The organism is Adlercreutzia sp., from assembly GCF_056795635.1.
In genome coordinates this window covers 1-7,545 of record NZ_JBQIIT010000033.1, presented here as the reverse complement: position 1 = coordinate 7,545, position 7,545 = coordinate 1, and the positions used below count along the sequence as shown (strand labels likewise).

The 7,545-nt window shown below is 65.8% G+C and carries 1 protein-coding gene; it reads right to left on the bottom strand.

Features of this window, described 5'->3' with window-relative positions:
* A partial coding sequence (locus ACTOXK_RS11335; RefSeq protein WP_482279939.1) for a hypothetical protein occupies nt 1–7,545 on the bottom strand: 7,545 nt, incomplete at both ends.

Genomic DNA, 7,545 nt, shown 5'->3' with positions numbered 1-7,545 from the left:
TTCACGAAGTAGGGGTAGCGCGTCTCGCCGTTCACGGTAATGGAACGGTTCGTGTCCACACGCCAGGCGCCCACCTGGCTGCCGTCGGCGCGGAAGTAGTAGGTGCCCTCGCCCACCACGGTTTCGACGGGCTTTCCGTCCGCGTCCTTCAGGTAGGGGTTCTTCAGCACGTGCTGGTAGGTGCCGGGAATCTCCCACACACCGGAGCTCACGCTGTCGATGTCGGGGGTCACCTTGCCCGTGGGAATAGTAGCCGAGTTCAGCGGCGCGTTCTCGGCCGACTGAGAGCCCAGGGCCCACAGGGGCACCTGCCAGTCCACGATGAAACTGTTCACCGCGGCACCGGTGTTGATGGCCTGGTTCACGTACAGGTAGTTGTTGCCCGACTGGGTGGAGTCGGTGGAGTTCACCTCGTTGGTGGGCACGCGCACGGCACCGGTGTCGATGCGCACCGAGGCCGAGGGCTTGCGAATCTTGAAGACGCCCGAGGTGGAGGTCATGTGGCGCTCGGGGCGGCCGCCGCTCTCGAACTTGCCGTCCTTGTCAAAGTCCACATCGTCTACCCAGTCCTTGGTGTCCGGGTCCTCATGGCCTTCCACGTCGTAGGACAGGCCAGCCTCGTCGACCCACTGGAAGTACTCGGGCGACTGGTTGTTGAAGCCGGCAACTCCGTAGCCGTTGGCGGAATCGGTCGGCACCGTGGGCTTGTAGTACAGCTCGCCGGCTTTGAAGGTGATTTCCTGCTCGTCGGCGCCGTCGGGATCCACCACCGGCTCAATCTGGGCGAAGCCCTGCTCGTCGTAGAGCACGTTGCCCGCAGCGTCCTTCATAGCGCGGTACACCTTGGCGTCCTTCGACACCGTGGTCGTCACATCGGCGGTGAAGCGATGCGACCAGCCCGTGGTCTGGGGCAGCCAGGCCACGTCGCGGTCCTCGGTGGTGAAGTAGGCCTTCGAGGCCTCGGTAGACCAGGTGCGGATGAGGTTCAGCTGCTGGGCGTAGGTGAGCGGCTCACCGTTCTCGTCGGTCAGATCGGCCAGGGCTTCCTCCTCGGAGCCCACGTTGTCGATACGGGTGCGCAGCTTCAAAGTGACCACATCGCCGGCGCCCACGTAGCCGTCGGCGCGCACGTTGTCCCAGTAAGCCGACAGCATGCTGTCGTGCTTCACGAACTCGGCGTCGTTGGCGTCGTCGGGCGGCGTCAGCTCGAAGACGAGGGTCTCGCCGCCATGGACTCGCGGCTTCACGTCCTCGCCATCGGCTAGATCGTCCGGATCGTCCACGTCGGGCTTGCCGTAGTCCTTATGCTGGCCGTAGGTGCCGTTGGTCTGGTTGGCGTAGGCATCCTTGTCGTAGTCGGGCTGCACGCGCACGCGCACGGTCCAGCCGGCCTCCACCAGCTGCTTGGGCGTCAGGCGCAGGTACTTCTTCTGCTGGTTCTCGCGCTTCGGGTACACCGACGAGCCCGTCACCGGATCCTTCACCGTGCCGGTGTCGGAATGGCGGTCGCGGTAGGTGTACTCCACGTAGAAGGGATAGTCGTCGCCCTTGTAGTCGCAGAACAAACGCTCGAAGTCGGCGGCGGTCACCGTCTCGCCCAGGTTCTTCAGCTTGTCCTGGTCGTAGAAGGTCACCTGCTCGGGCAGATACACCGAGAACACGAGCTTCGAGTGCAGCAGCGCGCCCTCCTTGCCCTGCTGGCCGGAAGCCCGCTTGTTGCCGATGACGGCGTTGCGGAAGGTGGCCGAGAACCACATCTCGTCGTCGTACTCGAAGGTGCCTTCCTTGGCGTCGGCGGCGCTGTTCTTCAGCTCGGCACCGTTGGCCGCGCCGGGCAGCGGCAGCATCTCATCGGAGCCCAAGTTACCCTGGGACACCACGCTGTCGGGCGTGGTGTCAGAAGGCTGGGTCGCAGGCTCGTTCTGAATCTCGAAGGACGACCCCAGGGTGGGCGTCTTCAGGCGCAGCCTGCTGGCGGCGAATACGCCGGCATCCACATGGGTGGCCTTCTGGCCCGTCGCACGGTTGGCGAACTTCTCGGTCTTGGTGGCCTCGGAGTTGGTGCTGTCGGTGGTGGGACGGCCCTCGGCGTCCACATAGCTGTTGTTCAGGTTCTTCGTCGTCTCGGACGACAGGCCGTACTGGGTGCGGAAGTTGTACTCCGACACGTTCATGCCCAGGTTGTCGGCCGGACCGGTCAGGGGCACCGTGGTGCCGCCGGCGCGGGTGGAGCCGCCCTGCTCGGTGTACTTGCCGAAGTAGCCGAGCAGATGGTTGTACTGCACGCCGTCGTTAGTCTGGGTGCCGGCGTTGTAGTAGTTGTAGGGCATGCGCCACACCATCTCGAACCCGTGGGTGCGCCAATGGCTCTCAGCACCCAGGTTGCAGTTGTTGTACGAGCAGTACCAGTCGCGGTTGTAGCCCGTCACGCTGTAGGCGCCGGCGCGGTTCGTGTTCAGCGACACGTTCTCATTGCCGAGGCCCGGGAACACGTTGTCGTACTCCCACTGGAAGCGGTAGGCCGCGCGGCCGTGGCTGTCGTTGTAGGCCGTGGTGCCCAGATAGCTGCCGGTACGCCCGATGTTGTCGTTCCAGCTGCTGTCGTTGTTCACGCGGTACATGTAGGCAGACGACACGGCATCCAGGCGCACGTCGCGCTGGCGCCAGTCGCCGGCACCGCGGAAGCGGGCCGGGGCGCCCACGGTATAGGGGTTGCCGGAAATGTCCTCATCGGTGAGGGCCTTGTAGCCGGTCATGGCGCTCGACACATAGGTGCGGATGCTCTCCGTGGTGCGCGAGGCCTCCTTGTGGTCGGGTAGCTCGCCCCACTCGGGCTCGTTGGTCATGGCGATAGAGAACTTGAACGTGTCCATCTGGTGCGACTTGATGCGCTGCTCGGTCTCGCGGTCGTTGTTCAGATCGTCGCCCTTGGGCAGGAAGCGAATAACGAAGCGGTAGTTGTCGTCGTTGATCTCGTCGGCCGGGTACTGGGTGGCGTCGGCCTCGATCTTCTCGTAGGTCACCGTGGCGCGGAAGTTGGCCTTCAGCCACTCCAAAGGCTCGTTCTGGTTCACCTCGCCCACGTTGCCCCAGGTGGCGTTCGTGGACTGGGCGATATCCCAGTCCTCGTAGAGGAACTCCTGCACCTCATCGCGCCACTGGCCGTAGGGCTTGCGGGTCTCGCGGTGCACCGGCGTGATGCCATAGGGCAGCACCACCGTCACCACGGGCAGCACCAAGTCGCCCATCTGGCCTCCCTCGCGGGAATAGGTGTGCCAACGGTTCTCGTTCACGACCCAGTCGCGGTAGTTGTAGTCGTTGTCGTACTGGCGCGCGAAGGCGTCCCACCAGAAGCGGTTCTCCACATGCACGTTCACCTGGCGGGTATCGGTCTCGGTTTCCATGTAGTAGTGCGCCGAGGTGGAGCCCACGCCATCGGTCACGGTGCCGCTCTCCTGGTCGCCGCTGAGCTCATCGGCCAGGCTGATGGTATTCCACACGCGCACCACGGGCTTGCGCATCACGGCCATGGTGCCGGTCTGGGCGTAGAGCACCGGGCCGGCAGATCCCTCGTCCTTGTAGGCCTTCTTCCAGAAGTCCAGGTTGGCGGCGGCGGTGCCCATGGGGTCGTCCACCTGGGAGGTGTTGTCCGGGTCGGTGGTGCGCACGGTGTTGTTCAGCACTGTCCAGCCGTTCACCGTGGGCATGTTGGGGGAACCGGCCAGCTGGGTCTCGGGCCCGTTGCGGTACCAGCGCTGCAGGGTGTACTTGTGGTCCATGCCGAAGGGCTGGATGTGGGCGCTCTTGCCCGATCCGCCCGTGGCCGCGAAGCCGGTGTGCTCGCCCTCGAAGTGGTCGAGGTCGTACACCTGGTAGTAGGCGCTCGAGCGGCTCGGCTCCTCGCCCCTGGCCTTGTCCTGGCCCGTCACGCCACCCTCGGCGGCGGGGCGGTCCCACGGGCGCGTCAGCACGCGGTCGTACCAGCGCTCGGACTCGTTGTTGCCGAACACATGGGAGGCGATGTTCACCTTGATCTGGTAGCCGCCGGTGCCGTCCAGGGCCTTCTTGATGGCATCGGCATACTGGGCGTACTCGCTGTAGCGCCGCACGAAGTCGGGGTCGGCGGCATCCTCGGCGGTGCCGTCGATGGTGCGACCGAACCACTTGGCCAGATCCTGCTTCACGGTAATCTTCAGCACCCAGGGCTGGGAGCTGTCGCGGTAGCTGACGCTGTGGTTGCCCGTGCCCTCGGCGCGCACGGCCTCGTAGGTGCTCTTATCGGTGTTGGCCGTGGCGTCCACCGTGGAGCGGTAGGGGTCCTGGATGGCGCTCGGCGCGTAGTAGCCGGCAAACTCGCTCGTGGGAGTCTGCACCACTTCGATGTCGAACAGGTCGCTGATGTCGATGGGGCTGCTGAAGCTGATCTGCGGATCCTGGGAGTAGTTGCCCGCCACGCCGGTCGTGGCACCGAGCAGGCTCACCTTCACCTGCTGCTTGATGCGCGACGTCAGCTCCTTGCGGGACTCCTCGCTGCCCAGGCTCGTATCCACGGCGCTCTCGGAAGGCGCCTCGCCCGGCTCGGTGGAGGCAGCGAAGGCCACCAGCTCGTCGGTGACACCCGGCGTCGCAGGCTCGCCCTCATCGGCCGTCTCGCTCGTCGGCGCCGCCGCGGCATCGGGCGCGCCCAGAGAGGCCGCGAACTGCTCGATGGCCTGCCGGTCGCTTTCCACGAAGTACACGCCGTCGCCGGAGACCGTGGCCCCGTCGGCATCGGCGATGTCGTTGGACATGTCGGCGGTCATCTGGGCGCTGCGGTCGAAGGAGCGGTTCTCCAACGGCACCGGCTCGGAAGTCACCGTAACGCGGGCCTGAGCCGCCATGGCCGACGCGCTCGTCTCGGCCACCCAGGCGGCCTCGGCGAAGCACTCGTCCACCATAGCGGACAGCACGCTCGGCTCGCCCGCATCGGCGGCGACCGGGGTCAGCGTGAAGGACACATCCATGCCCTCAGCGCCCTCGGGCACCTCGAACTCGTAGTAGTCGCCGTCAAGGGTGAAGGTGCTGCCGTCGGCCAGCGTGGGATACTTCGTCACACGCAGGCGGTAGGTGCCCGCGGCCAGGCTCTGCAGGAACGCCGGGCGGTTCAGGCCCACCGTGGCCGTCTGCACGACCTCGGTCTCGTCCACCACGGCATCCTCGCCCTCGCCGGTGGTCGTCACCTTCACCAGGGCGTAGGTCAGCACGTCGTCGGCGCGGGCGCCCTCGGCGTGAATGTCGGCGCGGATGGTGGTCTGACCGGCCACCACGGCCGAGATGTCGCCCAGCTTGCATTCCATGGCCAGATCGAAGGCGGCACCATGGCCGTCGGCCTCGATCTCGATAGGCTCGGTCGGCGCGATGAACGGCCAGGTGCCCACCTTCTCCACGTCAATATCGCCGCCCGTGGGGGCGCCGTCCACAATCTCGGGCTCCTTCACCGTGTAGCGGAAGCTCATGGAAGGCGCCTCTACCATATAGACCGTGTAGCTGCCACGCGGCAGAGCCATCAGCTGGGTCTTCGTGCCGGGGGCCACCTTCACATAGTAGGCGCTCTCGTCAATTGTCTCGCCCTCGGCGGCCACCACCGCCTCCCCGGTAGCCGGGTCGATGGGATTGCCGGCCGTATCGCGCACGATAAAAGAGGCCTCAGTCTCGGCACCGTAGGCCGACACGGTCATGTTCACGGCCGCCTTGTCCCAAATGTGGTCGAGGGTGTAGCTGGCAAGCTCGATGGCATCGCCCAGGCCCACCACGTAGAAGTGCTGGGTGCCCTCGGGCAGGGTGAAGCCGCGGCCGCCGCCGTACTCGGCGTCCATCTGAGGCGCGGCCAAGAACTTCAGGCCGTAGTGGCCACGCGGCAGCTCGGCCACCTGCACCGGCTCGTTGGCCTTTACGGCAATGCTCTCGAAGCCTTCCACCACGTCGCCCTCTTCGTAGACGGTCTCGGTGATGGTCTCGGTGGTCATAACGGGGTTGCCGTCCGCATCCAGCTTCGGCGTGCCGTCCTCGTTCTTTGCCGGCACCTCTACCTGGCGCTCCACCTGCTTCTCAATCATGGAGACGATCTGGGCCGTAGCCGGGAAGTCGGGGCTCGCGCCCTCGGCGTTCACCGTCACCGACACCGCGCTCGGCTTCTCGATGCGGTTGAGCGTCAGCTCGGCGGTCACCTGCGAGGGCGTCTCGGGATTGTAGCGGGGCACCTCCACGAAGCGGCCCGCATCGGAGCACTCCACGTACTTGCCCGCCGCATCCTTGATGTAGTTCTTCTTGCCGATGGTGATGACACCCACCCCGTCGGGGGTCGTGTTGTCGTTGGTCACGCCGCCGGTCCAACGGGTCAGGCGCACCGGCACGCCATTCTCGGCGTACACCTTCATGGTGCCCTCGGTGGCATTATCCACCGAGGCGGAAATGCCCGTGGAATTGCCGTCCTTGTCGGTAGCCGGGTTCGACTCCACCATAGAGTCGTGGGCGGTCACGTGGAAACTGAGCGGCTTGAAGGCGCAGGTGCGCTCCTCTACGCTCTCGTTGCCGTCCTCGTCGGTCACAAGTACGCGGTAGCTGTACTCGCCCTCCTCGAAGGGCAGGCCCTCCTCGGTGGTGCCCACCTCGGTCACCACGAGCCAGTAGTCGCCCTCGGGGAAGGTGTAGGGGCCCGCGTCGGTCTCGCCGCCGAGCACGCAGGGCTCATTCGGAGTGATCTCGAAGTCGGTCAGCACCGTGTTGCCCGTGGCCGTCACGACGCTCACCTTGATGGGGGCCGTCAGGCCCTCGGCGTTCACCGTCATGGTGACAGCGCCCTTGTAGGTGACCACGTTGCCCTCGAGTTCCTCGTCGTCATCGGCGTCGGGAACGAAGGACCCGGACAGCAGCGGTTCCACGCCGCGGGGCATCACGTAGGTGAACTCCACGCCGTCCAGGTTGCGGTCGCCGTAGTTGTAGGCGGTCAGCTCGGTCACGAAATCCTGGTTGTACTGAAGCGCCGTGGTGTACTGGCCCACGAACACGCCGCGATGGTCGCGGTAGTGCTGGCCCGAGTAGTCGTAGCGGCCGGGAATCCATCCGGCATGGGAGTCCTCGGAGTTGTAGAAGCGCTGGGCCTCGTAGTTGCTCACGCCCGAGCCATCGGTGGCAGCCGCCGCCGAGATGAAGCGCGACGAGGTGGCCAACCAGGCCTTCTGCATGTGCAGGCGCGTCTCCGACCACACAAGCGGGGTACCGGAATGCCAACGGGTGCCCGTTTCCACCTGCTTCTCCTCGCCCGTCTCGGCGTCGGTCTGGGTCGTCTTGTCCACCGAGGCGGCACCGAGGGTACGGGCCTTGGTCACCAGCTGGTACCAGTCGCGCACGAAGCGGTGGCGGTTGCGCAGCGAGCCGGCGCCCTGGGAGAGGTTGTTCTCCTCGGCCTGGGCGCTTCCGCCGCGGTTCCAGCCGTTGGATCCGTCGTACCACCACACGAAGTGCGCGTCGTTGGGCAGCTTGGTGGCCACGTTGCCCTTGGTGCCC